This window comes from Lentzea sp. NPDC055074 (assembly GCF_053608005.1).
In genome coordinates, this window is record NZ_JBSGUQ010000004.1 from 18129 (window position 1) to 33699 (window position 15571).

Annotated in this window: 18 protein-coding genes; 7 read left to right on the plus strand and 11 right to left on the minus strand. The window is 68.3% G+C overall.

The annotated features are described in order from the left end of the window. Positions 1–81: 81 nt before the first annotated feature. Positions 82–792 carry a helix-turn-helix domain-containing protein gene (locus ACWF7A_RS10430; RefSeq protein WP_452250177.1) on the minus strand — a complete coding sequence of 237 codons (711 nt, stop codon included), beginning with the start codon at positions 790–792 and terminating at the stop codon, positions 82–84. 187 nt (positions 793–979) lie between these two features. Here ACWF7A_RS10430 and ACWF7A_RS10435 point away from each other — a divergent pair, with 187 nt between their 5' ends. Further along, the gene (locus ACWF7A_RS10435; RefSeq protein ID WP_452250178.1) at positions 980–1579 is read left to right on the plus strand and encodes a DUF4097 family beta strand repeat-containing protein; all 600 of its coding nucleotides are present in this window, start codon (positions 980–982) and stop codon (positions 1577–1579) included. A gap of 28 nt (positions 1580–1607) precedes the next feature. Then, entirely contained in the window at positions 1608–3716 is a 2109-nt protein-coding gene (locus ACWF7A_RS10440) for a prolyl oligopeptidase family serine peptidase (protein ID WP_452250179.1), read from the plus strand. Here the strand turns inward: ACWF7A_RS10440 and ACWF7A_RS10445 are convergent. The 4 genes from ACWF7A_RS10445 to ACWF7A_RS10460 form a co-directional block, all read right to left on the minus strand. After that, positions 3713–3871 carry a DUF397 domain-containing protein gene (locus tag ACWF7A_RS10445; protein WP_452250180.1) on the minus strand — a complete coding sequence of 53 codons (159 nt, stop codon included), beginning with the start codon at positions 3869–3871 and terminating at the stop codon, positions 3713–3715. The two genes, ACWF7A_RS10440 and ACWF7A_RS10445, sit on opposite strands and share 4 nt — an antisense overlap. 12 nt (positions 3872–3883) lie before the next feature. Beyond that, positions 3884–4717, minus strand: a complete 834-nt coding sequence (locus tag ACWF7A_RS10450) for a Scr1 family TA system antitoxin-like transcriptional regulator (protein ID WP_452250181.1) — start codon at positions 4715–4717, stop codon at positions 3884–3886. An 82-nt stretch (positions 4718–4799) separates the two neighbouring features. Further along, complete coding sequence (locus ACWF7A_RS10455; RefSeq protein ID WP_452250182.1) at positions 4800–5441, minus strand: putative glycolipid-binding domain-containing protein; 642 nt, start codon at positions 5439–5441, stop codon at positions 4800–4802. Beyond that, positions 5442–5612, minus strand: coding sequence for an antitoxin (locus ACWF7A_RS10460; RefSeq protein ID WP_090069691.1), 171 nt, complete (start codon positions 5610–5612; stop codon positions 5442–5444). It lies immediately after the preceding gene. Positions 5613–5799: 187 nt separating this feature from the next. Between ACWF7A_RS10460 and ACWF7A_RS10465 the strand changes: the two genes are divergently transcribed. Further along, positions 5800–7113 (plus strand): BNR-4 repeat-containing protein, encoded by a 1314-nt coding sequence (locus ACWF7A_RS10465; protein WP_452250183.1) that lies wholly within the window; start codon positions 5800–5802, stop codon positions 7111–7113. A gap of 78 nt (positions 7114–7191) precedes the next feature. On the opposite strand, the gene ACWF7A_RS10470 is transcribed toward ACWF7A_RS10465, so the two are convergent. Then, positions 7192–8397, minus strand: coding sequence for a thioester domain-containing protein (locus ACWF7A_RS10470; RefSeq protein WP_452250184.1), 1206 nt, complete (start codon positions 8395–8397; stop codon positions 7192–7194). 312 nt (positions 8398–8709) lie between these two features. Further along, a complete protein-coding gene (locus ACWF7A_RS10475; protein WP_452250185.1) occupies positions 8710–9915 on the minus strand; it encodes a DNA cytosine methyltransferase in 1206 nt (401 codons plus the stop codon). Between the two features lie 62 nt (positions 9916–9977). Here ACWF7A_RS10475 and ACWF7A_RS10480 point away from each other — a divergent pair, with 62 nt between their 5' ends. Then, positions 9978–10736 carry a hypothetical protein gene (locus ACWF7A_RS10480; protein WP_452250186.1) on the plus strand — a complete coding sequence of 253 codons (759 nt, stop codon included), beginning with the start codon at positions 9978–9980 and terminating at the stop codon, positions 10734–10736. Between the two features lie 6 nt (positions 10737–10742). On the opposite strand, the gene ACWF7A_RS10485 is transcribed toward ACWF7A_RS10480, so the two are convergent. After that, the gene (locus tag ACWF7A_RS10485) at positions 10743–12035 is read right to left on the minus strand and encodes an ATP-grasp domain-containing protein (protein WP_452250187.1); all 1293 of its coding nucleotides are present in this window, start codon (positions 12033–12035) and stop codon (positions 10743–10745) included. Between ACWF7A_RS10485 and ACWF7A_RS10490 the strand changes: the two genes are divergently transcribed. Next, a complete protein-coding gene (locus ACWF7A_RS10490; RefSeq protein ID WP_452250188.1) occupies positions 12015–12155 on the plus strand; it encodes a hypothetical protein in 141 nt (46 codons plus the stop codon). The two genes, ACWF7A_RS10485 and ACWF7A_RS10490, sit on opposite strands and share 21 nt — an antisense overlap. A 192-nt stretch (positions 12156–12347) precedes the next feature. Here the strand turns inward: ACWF7A_RS10490 and ACWF7A_RS10495 are convergent, their stop codons facing one another. Then, positions 12348–12557: a hypothetical protein gene (locus ACWF7A_RS10495; RefSeq protein ID WP_452250189.1), complete on the minus strand. Its 210-nt coding sequence runs from the start codon at positions 12555–12557 to the stop codon at positions 12348–12350. Positions 12558–12635: 78 nt separating this feature from the next. Here ACWF7A_RS10495 and ACWF7A_RS10500 point away from each other — a divergent pair, with 78 nt between their 5' ends. Next, entirely contained in the window at positions 12636–13481 is an 846-nt protein-coding gene (locus tag ACWF7A_RS10500; protein WP_452250652.1) for an NAD-dependent epimerase/dehydratase family protein, read from the plus strand. Here the strand turns inward: ACWF7A_RS10500 and ACWF7A_RS10505 are convergent. Beyond that, positions 13426–14337: a ribonuclease Z gene (locus ACWF7A_RS10505; RefSeq protein WP_452250190.1), complete on the minus strand. Its 912-nt coding sequence runs from the start codon at positions 14335–14337 to the stop codon at positions 13426–13428. The two genes, ACWF7A_RS10500 and ACWF7A_RS10505, sit on opposite strands and share 56 nt — an antisense overlap. Positions 14338–14360: 23 nt before the next feature. Here ACWF7A_RS10505 and ACWF7A_RS10510 point away from each other — a divergent pair, with 23 nt between their 5' ends. After that, a complete protein-coding gene (locus ACWF7A_RS10510; protein WP_452250191.1) occupies positions 14361–15182 on the plus strand; it encodes a serine hydrolase domain-containing protein in 822 nt (273 codons plus the stop codon). Here the strand turns inward: ACWF7A_RS10510 and ACWF7A_RS10515 are convergent. Beyond that, complete coding sequence (locus tag ACWF7A_RS10515; RefSeq protein WP_143027745.1) at positions 15166–15492, minus strand: hypothetical protein; 327 nt, start codon at positions 15490–15492, stop codon at positions 15166–15168. The genes ACWF7A_RS10510 and ACWF7A_RS10515 overlap by 17 nt on opposite strands. Positions 15493–15571 lie beyond the last annotated feature (79 nt).

The following is a 15571-nucleotide window of genomic DNA, read 5'->3' on the forward strand; positions in this document are numbered from 1 at the left end:
CTGGTCGTACGGGGGCGTGGGGCGGCGCCGCGAGGCACCCTGCTGAGCGCGGATGCGCCGCCAACGTTCTGTGTCACGCCACTAGCGCTTCGAGTGCAGGATGTCGCGCGCCTGTTCGGCCGCGCGCACGATGCTCTCGCTCACGAAGTCGAGGAACCGCGCGATGTTCTCCAGCCGCACGGCGGCCGGGGTGCCGGGGCCGAGGCTGCTGACGCCCTGGCGCGCGGCCTCGGCGAGCGTCGTCGTGCCGGCGGCGCTCGCGATCATCGACTGGTACCAGATGTCGCCGTCGTCGACGACGTAGCGCTCGCGGCGGCGTTCGTCGCGCACGCGGCCGATGAGGCCCTGACTTTCCAGGTACGCCATGGCTTTCGAGACCGACGCCGGGCTGACCTGCAGGTGCCCCACCAGTTCTGACGCGGTCAGGCTGCCGGAGTCGGTGGCGTAGAGGCTCGCGAGCGCCCTCGCCGTCATCTTCGGCAGGCCCTGGCCGATGAAGATCCCCGAGAACACCTCCTCGAACTCCCGCACCGCCTCCGGGTCGCGTCCGTCGGCCCGCTCCGGCGCCTGCCTGCGCGGCGTGGCCTGCTTGCGGCGCTGGGCACGCCGTTCGGTGGTGAGCTGGGCGATGTCGGCCTTGTAGCCCGCCGGACCTCCGTTGCGCAGCACCTCACGCGTGATCGTCGAGGTGGGCCGGTCGAGGCTTCTCGCGATCTCCGCGTACGCGAGGCCGTCGGCGAGGCCGAGGGCGATCTGGCGGCGTTCCTGCTGGGTGAGTCGACCTCCTGGCATGTGCGAACCATAGCGTTCATCGACATCTCATTGCAACACGCGTTGCGTTAGCTCTACAACCAGTTGCAACGATCTTGAGGCCTTGAACTGCTGCGATGCATTCTCGTCGCAACGAAGTTGTTGTCGATATCTGGAAACGCAACGTAGCTTTTCGCTCATCAGAAACACCGAGTCACAGGAGCCAGAGATGCAGACCTTCGCCACCCCCGCCCCCATCGCCGCCGTCCTCGACATCCCCGCCGGCCGCGTCCAGTTCATCGCCGCCGACCGCGCCGACACCGCCGTCGAGGTCCTGCCGGCCAACGCCTCGCAGAGCCGCGACGTGAAGGCCGCCGAGAAGATCGAGGTCGGCTTCGCCGACGGCGTCCTGCGCGTCACGGCCGCGGACGGCACCAAGATCCTCGGCTCCTCCGGGTCGGTCGAGATCACCGTCCAGCTGCCCGCGGGCTCCCGCGTCGACGCGAAGGCCGCCAGCGCCGAGTTCCGCGGCGTCGGCCGCCTCGGCGACATCGCCCTCGAGGCCGCGCAGAGCGACATCAAGATCGACGAGGCCTCGAACGTCCGCGTCTCGACGCAGGCGGGCGACGTCACCATCGGGCGCCTCAACGGTTCCGCCGAAATCACCACGCAGAAGGGCGACATCACCGTCGCCTCCGGCCTCTCGGCCTCGCTCGACGCCGGCACCGCGTACGGCCGCGTCACCAACTCGCTGCGCAACGACGGCACGACCGAGATCACCATCCGCGCCACCACGTCGTACGGCGACATCACCGCCCGCAGCCTCTGACCGCACACTTCACCACTGGGGAGCTCTCGTGATCACCGACGCCCACTACCAAGCCGCAGAACAACTCCTCCGCCGCCCGGCGACCCCCGGCGAGCTCGTCGCTGGCGACAAGGTCCGTCCACAGTGGATCGAGGACGGCCGCCGCTTCTGGTACCAGGTCCGCGACGGCGACTCGCGCCGGTTCGTCGTGGTCGACCCGGCCGCGGGCACCCGCACCCCGGACTTCGACCCGATGCCGTTCGTCCCGGCGCCGGGCAACCCGCTGGAGGTGACCTCCCCGGACGGCAAGGTCGCCGTGTCCCGCCGGGGCCACGACCTGTGGGCGCGCTCGGGTGAGGAGGAGTGGGCGCTCACGTCCGACGGTGTCGAGGGCCACGGGTACGGCTACGGCCCGGACGCCATGAGCTACGGCACGCTGATGAGGAAGTTCGGCCTTCCGCACATGCCACCGGCGCTGGCCTGGTCTCCGGACTCGTCCAAGGTCCTCGCCCACCGCACCGACCAGCGGGGCGTCCGCAGGACGCACCTGATCGAGTCACGCCCGGCCAGCGGCGGCGCCCCGGTCACGCACACCCAGCACTACGCCTACCCCGGCGACGTGGACATGCCGCTGGCCGAACTGGTCGTGTTCGACGTGGAGGCGGGCACGACGGTGTTCGCTCAGTGCTCGCCGCTGCTCATGCCGGAGTTCTCGCCGATCATGGCCGGCTGGGCGTGGTGGTCCGACGACAGCACGGCGGTCTACTTCCTCTCCCGCCCTCGTGACCAGCACACCCTCGTGCTGAACCGCATGGACGCCTCGTCCGGCGAGGTCCGGGTCGTGGTGAGCGAGACGGGCTCCACCCGCATGGGCCCCAACCAGTTCATGTACGGCACGCCCCTCGTCCGGGTGCTCGCCGACGAGGTCCTGTGGTTCTCCCAGCGCGACGGCTGGGGCCACCTCTACCGCTACGACCTGCACACCGGCGCATTGCTCGGCCAAGTCACGACCGGCCAGTGGCTGGTCCGCGAGATCCTGCACGTGGCGGAGGGAGTCGTGCACTTCACCGCCTCCGGCCTGGTCGCGGAGGACCCGTATCGGCGCACCGTGTGCCGGGTCGGGCTGGACGGCAGCGGGTTCGCGATCGTCACGGACGACTCGCTGGACCACGTCGTGACGGTGTCGCCCAACGGCGGGTACTTCGTCGACTCGGCATCCACTGTGGACACACCGCCGGTGACGACCGTGCGATCCTGGGACGGAGAAGTGCTGGTCTCGCTGGAGACCGCCGACATCAGCCGTTTGGTCGCGACGGGTTGGACCGCGCCGGAACGCTTCTGCGTCAAAGCAGCCGACGGCGTGACGGACATCTACGGCGTGCTCTACAAGCCGCGCGACTTCGACCCGTCCGGCAGCTATGCCGTGGTGGACAACGTCTATCCCGGCCCGCAGGTCACGAGGGTCGATCCGTGCTTCGACCCCGGCGGTATGGGCCTCGACGCGGAACCGTTGGCAGCTCTCGGTTTCGTGGTGGTGGCTCTGGACGGACGCGGCACCCCGGGCCGCTCGAAGGCTTTCCTCGACGCGTCGTACGGCCGGTTGGCGGACGCGGGCAACCTGGAGGACCACGTCGCCGCACTGCACCAGCTGGCCGAGTCACGCCCGTGGATGGACCTGGAGCGGGTCGGCGTGATGGGCCACTCCGGCGGTGGTTTCGCGGCTGGACGGGCGATGCTCGCCTTCCCGGAGACCTACCGGGCCGGTGTCGCGCTGTCCGGCTCGCACGACGCCCGGTGCATCGGACTGGGCTGGGCCGAGAACGTCGACGGCGCCGACAACCCGTCGGCCTGGGAGCGCGCGTCGAACGTCGAGCTCGCGGACCGGTTGCAGGGCAAGCTCTTGCTGGTGCACGGCGAACTGGACGACACCGTGCACCCTGACCACTCGCTGCGCCTGGCGGACGCGTTGATCGCGGCCGGCAAGGAGTTCGAGATGGTGATCGTGCCGGGAGCCGAGCACCTGTACCTCGACCGGATGGCGTTCGTGCGCACGAAGGCGTGGGACTTCCTGGTGCGCGCACTGATGGGCGTCGAGCCGCCCGCGTACCGGCCGGCGCCGATCCTCATCGACCCCGAGGTGCTGGGCGAGATGGTCTAGCGAGCCTTCACGTCGGCCAGGAACGCCGACCACGCCTTGTCCGACACGGGCAGGTGCGTGGTCGGCGCCTTGCTGTCGCGGATGCCGACGCCACGGCCGATCTCGACGCAGTCGCTCGAAGCCTGGCTGTAGCTGCTCTTCCGCCACGAGAACATCCCGGCGCCTCCTCAGGACACGATGCTGGTGATCAGCTCCTTCGATTGTTCCGCATCCAAGGCGAACTGATCGAGTGCCTTCAACACCTCGTCGTAGTAGGTGACGCTGTCCTTGTCCTCCAGGAAGAGGCCGGTCCTCTCGCCCTCGACGTAGATCACCGGCTCGAGCTTCTCGTAGCCCAGGCGCACGAACGAGCCCGCGCCTCCGGCGTGCGCGCCGACGGAGGTCGGAACCACGCGGATCGTGATGTAGGGACGAACAGCCATCGACAGGATGTGGAGGAGCTGGCCCTTCATCACTTCGCGGCCACCGACCGGTAGCCGGAGGGCGTGTTCGTGGATGTAGAACACGAACGTCCGGCTTCGGTGGAAGACCGTCTGCCGCTCGAGCTTCATCATGATGGCCGCCGCGATGTCGTGCGGCTCTTTCAGCAGGACGGAGCGCTCGGACACAGCGTGGACGTACGCGGGGATCTGCAGGAGGCCGGGGATGAGCGTCAACGACCAAATGGCCAGCTCGCTGGCCAGTCGCTCCTGGTCGATCAAGGTGCGCAGCGGGCTCAGCACGCCGCCCTCGACGAACTGGAGGAACCCCTTCTCGCGGGTCTCCCTGAAGAGCGCGAGCAGGCGGCGGGCTTCGTCCGGCTTCACCGTGCAGAGGCCGAGCAACATGGCCAGCTCGACCTCGGTGACCCCGCCCTTGCCGTTGACCAGGTCGGAGATCTTGGCCTGCTCCCAGTCGAGGAGCTCGGCGATCCGCCGCTGCGTCATCCCGGTGGTCTGGATGACGTCGCGGACGCCATCATCGAACGAGCGGCCGACCACGCTCGAAAATCGTTTCGGCATGGTCGGAAGCTAGAACCGCACGACCCGCTCTTCCATCGTCTGGGCACGACTCGCCACGAAGGAAGTACTTCTTGGAGCTGCTCTATATCCGCTTCGAGATCAACGGGTACTCGAGCACCAGGCCGTTCGGGTCGACCTTGATGTTCTGCTCGAAGCCGCCGCTCTTGAACCGCACCACGGAGACCTCGTCCCCGACGGAGACGGTCTTGTAGGTCTGGGTGACGGCCTTGACCGACAGGTCCGGCAGGGACACGCGGACGACGGGCAGCGCGTGCTCGCCCGGCTCCCGGTGCAGCCCCAGCCTGCGGATCGGGATGGCGTTGAACAGCACCGCGAACTGGACGTCGACGTCGAGGGCGTCGTTGAACGTCTCGCGCTTGCTGCCCTGGCCGTGGTCCACCAGCCAGGCGCCGTCCTCGGTCCGCGACAGGGAGCACTGGCGCTCCTCGAGGACCGTGGCCGTGCGCAGGAGTAGCCGGTTGACCTGGCCGCTCTCGCCCACGGACACCTCGAAGGAGGCGTTGAACTGCTCGTCGGGGCCGGCGGCGACGAGACGGCCCGACGCGCGGAGGCGTTGGTCGCTCGACAGGAGCAGACGGACCTGCTCGAGCCGCGGCTCGTGGATGCCCTGCCAGGTGATCATGTCCGGCCGGCGGGCAGAAGGAGAGCGGGTCTCTCCGGTGGAGGTGACCCGCCCCGCGTCAGTGGCGTTGAAGGAGTTCACTCATCCACCTGGAAGGATGTCCTTGATCTTCTCGGCGACCGAGTCGACCTGCTGTTCGTGACCGAACTTGCCCGCGACGAAGTCGGCGGCGGCATCGATGCCCTGGTCGACCTTCTCGTGGTTCTGCTCAGCGAGGTCCAGGGCCTTGTTCTTGATCTCGTCGAAGTTCATCTGGTGCTCCTTCGTCCCTGACGCAGGGTACCCGAGTGGGCCCCGCGTGTTGATAGCCAGCGATCACGCTAACTGCGCCTGGACAAGTCGGCTCTGTGAAACGAGGATGTCGCTACCGCCGCCTGGTCGGCCGCCTCTGCGGTCAGAACCAGGAGGATGCTCGATGACACGGCTCCTGCGTGGAGTTATGTCCGCAGTACTGCTGTTGCCGCTCGTCGCTGTCTCCTCGGCCAACGCCACGGCCGACGTTCAGGGGAAAGCGAAGTTCACGGTGACGACCACGGCCACGAGCGTCGCGGCCCGCAGTGACCGGCGCCCGGTCGCTGGTGGGGTCTACGACAAGAAGGTGAACAAGACGTTCATCTCGTGGGCCGGCCAGTACGAGGACAGCTACGTCCAGTCGTACGACCACCGCAAGTCCACGTGGTCCGCACCCAACCGGATCGCGGACGGTGCGTCGGACGCGCACAACTACCCGACCATGGTCCAGGCCAGGGACGGGCACCTGCTCATCTTCCGCGGCATGCACAACATCGAACTGCGCATGTCCCGGTCGCCGCAGCCCAACTCGGCCGACGGCGTCTGGGAAGAGACGCTGATCTCGAAGAACGCGGCCACGTACCCGATGCCGTTCGTCACGCGTGACGGCACGATCTACGTGTTCTACCGCGAGACGACGCGTGACCTCGACGGCACGACGCCGACGGACACGCGCCCGATGCTCTACGTGGTGTCCAAGGACAACGGCAAGACGTGGAAGACCTCCACGGACCTGACCGGGGACCGCTTCGCGATCGGCTCGACCGCCCGCGCGGACAACATGAACGAGATCTACATCGGTCAGCTCCGCCAGGAGGACAACGGCCGCGTGCGGATCGTCTACACGCTCGCCGGCGGCGGTCCCGAGGGCAACAAGCACGACCGCTACCACCGCAACATCTACTACGCGTGGTTCGACCCGCAGAACCGGCACTTCTACTCGGCGTCCGGCAAGGACCTGGGCACCCAGATCGACGACGCCGACCAGGAGAAGCACCTGAAGGTCGCGGAGACCCCGTTGACCCTGCCGAACAACGTGAAGTCACCTGACTACATCCAGCAGGTGGGCACGACCCTGGGGCAGCCGTTCCTGCTGTGGTTCTCCGGTGACGAGGCCGGCGGCCCGCTGCGCAACTACCTGTCCACTTGGAACGGTCGCGGCTGGGAGACCAAGGAGGTCGCACGGGGCCTGCGCACCCGTGAGGTCGAGAAGGTCGACCTGTTCACGTGGCGCGTCTACGCCACCGAGGACGGCAAGCCGAACGTGAACACGTACCTGGTGCGGCTGGGCCGTTTCTGGTCGCCGGAGACCGTCATCCCGACGGCCAAGCCGGTGCAGCGCGTCGAGATCGTGGAGAACTTCCGCGACCCGGCCCGCGCGATCTTCTCCGGGGCGTCCAGCAACAGGGACGTCGCGATCGCCGACGGGGACATCTACGTGGCGGGCTTCACCCGCCGGTAGTCCCCTCCAGACAAGGCAAACGCCCCCTGCTCCGGCGCGGAACCAGGGGGCGTTCGTCTGGGGGGCTAGCTACCTAGATCAGGCGCCGGCCTTCTTGCGACGGACCACGAACAGCGCACCGACACCGGCGCCGACGAGGACCAGACCGCCGAGCAGCGGCCACAGGATCGACGCACCGGTCGACGCGAGGTCGTCCTCGCCGCCACCCGGAGCCGGGTTGGCCGGGGTGGAGGAGGTGGTGGACGGAGTGGTCTCCGGCACCGTGGTGGTCGTGGTGGTGGTCGCCGTGGTCGTCGTGGTGGTGGTCGGCACGACGCCGGCCTTCCAGTCGGCCTTGCCGAGCTTCTCGACCTTGGCCTTCTGCGGCTGCGCGACGACGAGCGACTGCGCGACGTTCTTCGAGTCCTTGTTGCTCGCGACGAACAGGCGGCCCAGCGCGATCTCGGCCTCGGCGGAGAGCTTGAAGTCGGCCTGGCCGTCCTTCGCGCCGGCCGGGACGTTCACGAAGAACTCGGAGATGTTCTCGGTGCCCTTGACCGTGACGCCGTCAGCCTTCTGCTGGACGACGAGCGGGTTGCCCTGCGCGTCGACGACGGTGACGCCCTCGGGCAGGTTCGCGGTCAGCTTGACCTCGGTGGCCGTGGTCGTGACCTTGAACGGGCCGATCTTCTCGCCCGGCTTGCCCGACTTCGACTCCGGGTCGATGGTCAGGGTCGGCTTCGGCGCGTCCTCGACCTTGGCGTCGGCGACGAACTTCTTGTACAGCGCGACAACCTCGGCGTCGTTCTTCTTGTTGTCGACGTCGAGCTCGGCGTTGTCCGAGAAGTGCCAGAGCGCGGCCTGCGTGGCGGCGATGACGTCCTGCTTGTCGAGCTTGTCGATGCCGAACGTCTTCTTGATGTCGTTGACCGACTTGTTCGGGTAGGACCGGTTCAGGATCCAGAGGACCTTGCCGGGGTTGTCACCCTTGAACTTGGTGTTGGGGTTGGGGTGCTTGTCCCACGGCACCTCCTTGAGGACGTCGCCGTCCTCGAGCGGGGTCGGCAGCTCGACGCAGTACGCGAGGACGTTGGAGCGGTTCTCGTCGTCCTCGATGCGGAGCTTGATGACCCAGGTGTCCTGCTTCTGGGACTTGTCGCCGTCCTTGAGCCAGACGTTGTGGCCCTGCTCCTGGCCACCGCGGTCCGGAGTGATCTTGACGTCGGCGTGGGCCGGAAGGGCCGACAACGCGAGGATGGCGGAGGCGCCGAGCAGCGCCGTACCGATCCTGAACCGGGAAGCCATGGGTCTCCTCTTGCTCACTGAAGTTGGCCCGAACGCGGCGGGAAGTCAGTCATCCGTCGGACGGTCGGCACGTCGTCATCGACACTGAACCGACAGGAAGCGAGCGGGACGTTAGCCGATGGGGTGACACACGTATGAGTGAGGTAAGGACCCCATCACCCACTATGCGTGACCAGCGCAAACACACTCAGGGTGTCCACAGTGGATAGGCCTGCGATGCATTCATTCCGTCAGGTGACGTTAAATCTGTTGCCGAACAGTTATCAATCGCCGCGTTTCGCTACGGATGATCGACACCTTCGGTTCAGCGACCTAGGCCACCATTTCGGTAACTTCTGCGGGACGAATGTCGCCCGGACGCAGCGAGGTGCCCCGCAGGCACATCTCCCTGGCCTCCGGGCGGTCGCCGGTGAGAATCCACCTGGTCAACCCGGCCAGCTGGTAGGCGATCAACGGCGGAACGGCGTCGCCCACGTGCCGGTACGCGTTCCCGAGAATCGAGACGTCGAAGCGGAACTGGCGCGGAAACCCTTGCAGCAGCGCCATCTCGCGGACCGTGCACAGGCGGTGCTGGACGGGATGGGCGTAACGCCCGTTGCCGACGTGGCCGCATTCCCGCTTGATCGTTCGCGCCGGTTCGTCCCACCACATGCGGCCGTAGACATCGGGGTGTGAACCCCAGTTCTGCTCTTCGACGATCTTGCGTTGTGCCGGATTCAACAACTCCGCGGTCTCCGGCGTCCTGAGCAGGTCGGCCCACGATCCGCCATTCGCAGGAATCGCACGCATTCTTTCGAGACTGCGGCCCTGGGAAAAGGTCGGCGAGACGTGAATCGGGTCTTCGGCGTCCGCGACGCCGGCGCCCACGACCGGGAGCTTGCCGATCGCGCGCCGGACCGTGATCGCGGACGGGCGGATCACCCGGCCCGCCCACAGGTCGTCCAGCGTGAGCAGCGGCAACCCGCCGTCGACCGCCACCATCAACGTCCGCTCGCGCAGCTGCGGGAGGCCGAACCGGGACAGCATGTGCGTGCCACCCCAGACGGAGTACCCGATTCGGGTGAGCTCCTCGGCGAGGCTGTCGAAGTGGTGGCGCTGCTTGCCCTTGACGAGCTCGCGGGCGTTCTCCATCAGCACGACCTTCGGCCGCAGCTCCTCCGCGTACACCGCGATCCGGCCGACCAGCGAGTTCCGCGGGTCGTCGCGCAGGTGGTTCTGGGAGGTGATCCGGCTGAAGCCCGAACACGGCGGGCACGCGAGCAGCACGTCCAGTTCGCCGCGCTTGAGGCCCCAGACCTCGCGCAACGCCGACGGCGAGACCCGGCCGAGGTCGACCTCCAGCGGGTCGACGCCGATGTTCACGCGATAGGTGTCGTTGCAGCGCAACGAACCGAGCTTCGAGCTCGGCTTGCCGATCTGGGCGTCGGCGGCACCGACGACCCGGAAGTCGCGGTGGGCGTGGAAGCCGTAGCTCATGCCGCCCGCACCCGAGAAGATGTCGGCTACCGAGAAGGACACGGCGAGATCGTACGGGCGAGGCGCCGAGGACCTTTCCCTGACATCCCGTACCTTTCCCGCCTATGGAGCTGCCGCGTGCCTGGCAACGGCCTGACCCGTTGCGCGGACTCGACAGGATTTCCTGGACCGAGGTCTACGACGGCCGGGGTGGCGCCGGTCGCGTGCCCCGTCTGCTGCGCTCCCTGATGGACCCCAGCGAGGACGTGCGGCAGACCGCGCTCTCACAGCTCGCTGAGCGTGTTCTGACCGACGACACGGTGTCCGAGGCCTCTTTCTGCGTCGTGCCGTTCCTGGTGGAGCTGGGGGCGTCCTACAAGGTCGCCGGCGACGTGCGGGACCGGGTGATCTTCCTGCTGGCCGCCATGGCGTTGGCGGGCAAGGGGTTCACCGAGGACGGACGGCGCACGCACCGCAGGTGGAACGCGCTGGGCCGGGAACTGCCGAGAACCGCGCCGGACTGGCTGACGCAGACCCGGCACGCCGTCGCCCAGGGCGCGCCGAAGATCTTCGAGGCGCTCGCGTCCGAACGGGTCGCGTGCCTGGTCGCGCTGGCCTGCGCGGTGCCCGAGAAGCTGCCGTCGTTCGTCGGCGGGCTGATGAACGACATGGTCGACCTGCCGGGCGAGGAGATGCTCGCGGACGCCGCCGAGATCGCGGTGGCGCTGCTGAGGGACTCGCCCGAGTCACTGGGCGTGGACCTGCCGAAGGTGCTGGGCGAGGGGCTCGTGCGGCCGGTGCACCAGCCGCGCGAGGTCGCCGCCGCCCTGATGGGCTACCGGTCCGCCCTCATCTCCGCGTACGGCGATGAGGGCGCCTGGTAAGCGTTCCTACGCGGTCACGGCCTCTTCGATGCCCTGCTCGACCTGGACCTCGTCCTCGACCGCGATGGCGGGTTCGAGGGCGCCGAGGCCCGTCCCCCACTCCTGGTCCGCCAGCGCGAACGCGGCGACCGTCAGCGCGGCCACCGGAGCGCCCACGGGCATGTTCTCGCGGTGCAGGTCGAGGTCGAGCCTGCCGCCGATCGGCGACGGGCTCAGCCGCAGCGTGGCGTGCGCGGCCTCGTCGGCGTGCGCGAGACGGCAGGCCCAGCCCGTGAAGATCACGCGGCGCTCGTCGACCTCGGTCGGCTGCACGGCCCGCACGTTGGCGCCCACGGCACCGGCGCGGTGGTTGTCCGCGGCCTGCAGGACGAGCTCCTCGAACTCCATCGAGGAGATGCCCAGGTCCCAGCCCGCGACGAGCGCGACCTGGACCAGCGCGAGCGGCAGCGTCGGGACGGCGTCCTCGAAGCACACCATCGCGCCGCCGTAGCGGGTGTTGATCTCGGTCGGCAGGAAGCCGTCCTCGGTCGCGATGCCGTCCAGCGTGAAGGTGCCGCGGTAGCCGACGGTGCCGCGCAGGTGCTCGCCGACGCGGCGGGCCAGGTTGCGCATCTCGTCGCGGATCCACACGGGCGGGTCGTAGTACGACGCGCAGCCCGCGTAGAGGAACTTGGCCTGGCCCTGGCGGCGCGGCACGACCATCTCGATCGGACGGAGCACCGCGGTGCCGTCCGGGAAGACGATGCCGTGCACGCTGACCGGGATGCCTTCGAGGAACGGCATGACGCGGACCTGGTCGCACTTGGGCGCCAGCACGTCGAACGCCTCCTTGGCCTCCTCGTACGACCGCACGCGGCGCACGAAGTTGGCACCGCCGTTGATCGCCGGGCCGTCACCGGACCAGACGACGCCCGCGCCGCGGTCCAGGATCTCCGAGGCGCCCCAGAGACGTTCGAAGTCGAGGTCGAACACCATCGCGGGCGCACGGCGGGCGCTGAGCTCGTCCCAGAGCGCGTCGATGGTGGTCTTGTTCTCCAGGGTGACCCAGTCGTGCTCGCGCGCGTTGATCACGGGACGGCCCTGGAACTCGCTGATCTCGTTGTAGGGCGTGCTGATCACGACGGCCTCGCGCTGCGCGTCGAACTCGCCCAGGATCGCCTTGACCTCGGCGCCCGGCTTGGTCAGCAGCTTGCCGAGACGGCGCTGCTCGACGGCGACGAGGCTGCCCTTGATGCCCAGCGAGACCCAGCGGGCGATCTGCGAATCATGCAGCGGCGCGTGATCGTCGGTATCGAGCACGAGCGTATGGCGAGCACCGAGCGCATGGAGCTCATGCGCGCGCTTCGCCAGACGGGTACCACCGGCCAGAACGACGAGCCGGTCACCGAACAACTTGCCGAGGCGCTCGTTGAGCGCTGAGAGGACATGATTCATCGCCGAAAACTCGCTTAAGAGAAGCGGAGGACGTGACCGGCGAGTGCCGGGTAGCGCGTAGCGTAGAGCCACCCGGTATGTGTGTCGAAGCACGGTCCGGCAACGGCCGGATGAATCTTGCGGCGGGCCTGTCGGCTCAAGCCCGCTCGCGAGTGGATCTGACGATGATCTCGCTGCTCAGAGCGAGCGTGCCGCGTCCCGGAGGACCTGGTCGACGCGGTTGAGGAAGCTGCGCTTCGGGTTGATCGAGGGCAACGGCGCCGTGATCTCGGCGGGCTGGGCTGCGGGTGCGGCTCCCACGATCTCAGCCACGTTGCGCAGGAACTCCTGCCGCTTGAACTCGTGCACGGCGTGATCGTGCAGGAGTCCGGCGATGCTCGTGTGCACAGCGCGATGGGGGTAACTCACTCGTGTGTTATCGGCGCAGTCCGCGTCGACCTTTAGGGTTATCTCGTGCGAGTTCTGGTGACCGGCGCCACTGGGTACGTAGGTCGTGCCGTAGTGCGTGAGCTGCAGGTTCATGGTCATGAACCTGTTCCGTTCCGTCAACGCCTCTCGGAGCCGTTCGAGTCGGCCGATGTGGACGCCGTCATCCACCTGGCCGCCGCGGCGCGTGTCCGGGAGTCGTTCCTCGATCCGCTCCCGTACTACGAGACCAACGTGGGCGGGACGCTGAATCTGCTCAATGCCCTTGAAGGCCAACGATTCCTGCTGGCCTCGACTGGGACCGTGTACCGCCCTTCGGACGCCCTCCTGACCGAGGACTCGGCCCGGGAGCCCTCCTCCCCCTACGCCGCCTCGAAGGCCGCCGCGGAGGACCTCGTGGCGTGGACCGCGAGGTCCGGGCGGATCGGCGCGACCACTCTCCGTTTGTTCAATGTCGCTGGAGGTGGTGACACCGACACCAGTCGGGTGATCACGCGGGCCGTGGCGTGCGCCGCCGGGACCGTGCCGGGGATGGAGGTCTACGGCGACGGGTCGGCCGTGCGCGACTTCGTGCACGTGCGGGACGTCGCCGCCGCTTTCGTCGTGGCTCTGGAGGCCTGCTCCGTGGGCACGTCGTCGGTCTACAACGTCGGCGCCACCGCCGCTTCGGTCCGGGACGTGCTGGACGCCGTCGCCGAGGTGACCGGCCGGGCCGTGGACGTGTCCTGGAAGCCCGCCCACGCCGGGGAGATCCGTTCCCTGCGGGCCGACGCCTCCCGGCTGCGAGCGCTGGGCTGGGAGCCCCGTTCGTCGGCGCTGGAGGAGATCGTCAGGGACCAGTGGCTCGCTTCGGCACCGGCACTCGGTCGAGGTCCTTCGCGATGACGATCTCGCCGTCGAACTCGGCGGCGGCCTCGGCGAGGAACTCGGCCGGGTCGTCGTAGCGCTGGGAGAAGTGGGTCAGCACGAGCTTGCGGACCCGGCAGTCCTGCGCCACGCGGGCGGCCTGCTGGGCGGTGAGGTGGCCGTGGTCGCCGGCGAGCTTGGTGTCGCGGGCGAGGTAGGTCGACTCGATGACGAGCATGTCGGCGTTGTCGGCGAGCTCGAAGACGTTGTCGCAGAGCCTCGTGTCCATGACGAACGCGAACCGCTGGCCCTTGCGCGGCTCGCTGACGTCCTCCAGCCTCACGCCGTTGAGCTCGCCCTCGGCCTGCAGGACGCGGACCTGCGGGCCCTGGATGCCGTGTTCCCTGAGCTTCTCCGGGAGCATGCGGTGGCCGTCCGGCTCGACCAGGCGGTAGCCGACGCTGTCGATGCCGTGGTCGAGCTCGAAGGCCTCCAGCCGGCCGAACTTCCCGTTGGCGACCTCGCCGTCGCCGGTGACCGGCACCTCCTTGATGTCCGCGGCGTCGTAGAAGGCGCTGGCGTACCGGAGGCGTTCGAAGAAGTGGGCGCCCGACTTCGGGTAGTGCGCGTGGACGGTGTGCGGGACGCGGTCCAGGCTGAGTCTCTGAACGATGCCGGGGACGCCCAGGCAGTGGTCGCCGTGGAAGTGGGTGATGCAGATCCGGGTGATGTCGCTCGCAGCGGCACCCGATCGCAGGAGCTGCCGCTGGCTGCCGTCGCCCGGGTCGAACAGGAAGCCCTCGCCGTCCCACCTGAGCAGATAGCCGTTGTGGTTGCGCTGGCGGGTCGGGACCTGGCTGGCCGTTCCCAGGACGATCAGTTCCCGGACTGTCACCCCCTGACGTTAACGTGCGTCCTATGCAGAGCGTGGAAGTAGCGGCGTCCTGGCCTGTCGAGAACGTGGCGGTGGCCGTCGTCGCCGACGGTGCCGTCGCAGGTTCGCTGGGCGATCAACAGCGCGTGTTCCCACTCGCGTCCGTCACGAAGCTGCTGACCTCGTACGCCGTGCTGGTGGCCGTCGAGGAGGGCGCGGTGGAGTGGGACCAGCCGGCCGGTCCTCCCGGCTCGACCGTGCGCCACCTGATCTCGCACACCGCCGGCTACGCGTTCGACAAGCCCGAGGTGCAGGCCGCCCCCGGCACCCGGCGGATCTATTCGAACGCCGGTTTCGACGTGCTGGCTTCCTTCGTGGGCGAGGCCTGCGAGATGCCGTTCGCGACCTATCTGCACGAGGCCGTTTTCGCGCCGTTGGGGATGAGTTCTTCTTCTTTGACCGGCTCGGCCGGCGCCGGAGCCGAGTCGTGTGCCGCTGACCTGGCACTTTTCGCTTCGGAGCTGCTGTCCCCGCGGCTGGTTTCGGCCGCGTTGGTGAGCGAGGCGACGTCGGTCGTCTTCGAGGGCCTGAACGGCGTGCTGCCCGGTTACGGAATGCAGAAGCCGAACGACTGGGGCCTCGGTTTCGAGATCCGCGACTCGAAGTCACCGCACTGGACGGGCCTGTCGTTCTCGCCCCGGACCTTCGGTCACTTCGGGCAGTCCGGCACGTTCCTGTGGGTCGACCCGGAGATCTCGTCCGCGTGCGTGGCCCTGACGGACCTGCGCTTCGGCCCGTGGGCGGTCGAGGCGTGGACGCCGTTCTCCGACGGCGTCCGCGCCGAGCTGGTCAGTCGGCGAGCCTGATCGCGAGCTGCCGCAGGACCTCCTGCACGTCGGCTTCCTCGTAGTCGTTCTCGTAGGCCTGCGCGACGCCGTGGAAGGCGTAGAGCAGCCCCGCCGTGAACCAGCCGAACTGCGACAACACCTGGTCCATGGCCTGCTTGAGGGCCTGCTGACCGGCCTCGTTCAGCTCGCCGTCGACCTTGACCTCGTAGCTGAACACGCCCTCCTGCAACGACTTGAGCGCCATCCGCAGGTAGTCGTTGGACCCGGCGCCGTCGTAGGTGAGCGTGAGGACGCCGAGCGCCCGCTGCATGATCTCCCGCTGCTCCACGCCGCCACTCTGCCCGTTGCTGCCGCGTGCGTCACCTTCCGACACCACCGAGCACAGGATTTCCGGTGCCGTCAACGGG